General features: G+C 70.6%; 1 protein-coding gene. It reads left to right on the top strand.

What is annotated here, in order from left to right:
* Positions 1-753, top strand: a 753-nt coding sequence (locus FNQ90_RS25570; RefSeq protein ID WP_228471611.1) for a hypothetical protein, incomplete at its 5' end; no start/stop codon positions are given.
* Positions 754-768 lie beyond the last annotated feature (15 nt).

Below are 768 nucleotides of genomic sequence, written 5' to 3'. Positions count from 1 at the left end.
CCGCAGCAGGGCGGTTTCCCCGCTTGGTGGCGCCGCCGCTCCCGCCCCCAGAAGGTCGCACTGATCGCGGCGGGCGGCGTGTGGGCCCTGATCGTGCTGGGTGTCATCGTCGGCGAGGAGGACACCGGGAGGCCGGTTGCGGACTCCAAGCCCGCCCCGGCCGCCGAGAAGGAAGACAAGTCGGAGGAGAAAGCGAAGGAGCCCGTCGAGGAGAAGCCGGACCCCGAACCCGAGTCCGAGCCCGCTGTCGCCGATGAGCAGCAGGAGGGCGATGTCGTGGCCTTCGATCCGCTGCCCGGCGCCGACACCAACGCCTGGGTCTCAGCCATGACCGGGCACGGTGTCACCTGGCAGAAAGCCGGCATCGAGGAAGACCCGCTCGAGGGATTCCCCGACCGTCTCGGCTGGTTCGGTGTCATGAAGGAAGGCCAGGGATTCTCCGACCCCGAGACCATCGCCTCCGCCGTCGCCGACACCGACACCCGCCTGGTGGAGATCAACTGCCACGCCGCCGGCATCCCCACCATCGGCCCCACCGACAAGCAGGTCCGGATGTTCGTGGCCTGCGTCACCGCCGCCGACATCGATGATGTCGACCCCGCCGCCGCGGCCGACTGGATCTCCGGCAACTACCGCGGCCTGTACGGCGGGGAGGGCTTCCAGCGCGAGAGCGCCACCTTCGGCCCCATCCGCCTCGACATCACCGTCGTGGCCAACACCGCCATGCTGGGCGTGCGCCCGGCCGACGAGTAGACCCACCCCCGCCCG

It is taken from the genome of Streptomyces alkaliphilus (assembly GCF_014141535.1).
Taxonomy (GTDB): Bacteria; Actinomycetota; Actinomycetes; order Streptomycetales; family Streptomycetaceae; genus Streptomyces; species Streptomyces alkaliphilus.
This window is presented reverse-complemented; position numbering and strand designations above follow the sequence as displayed.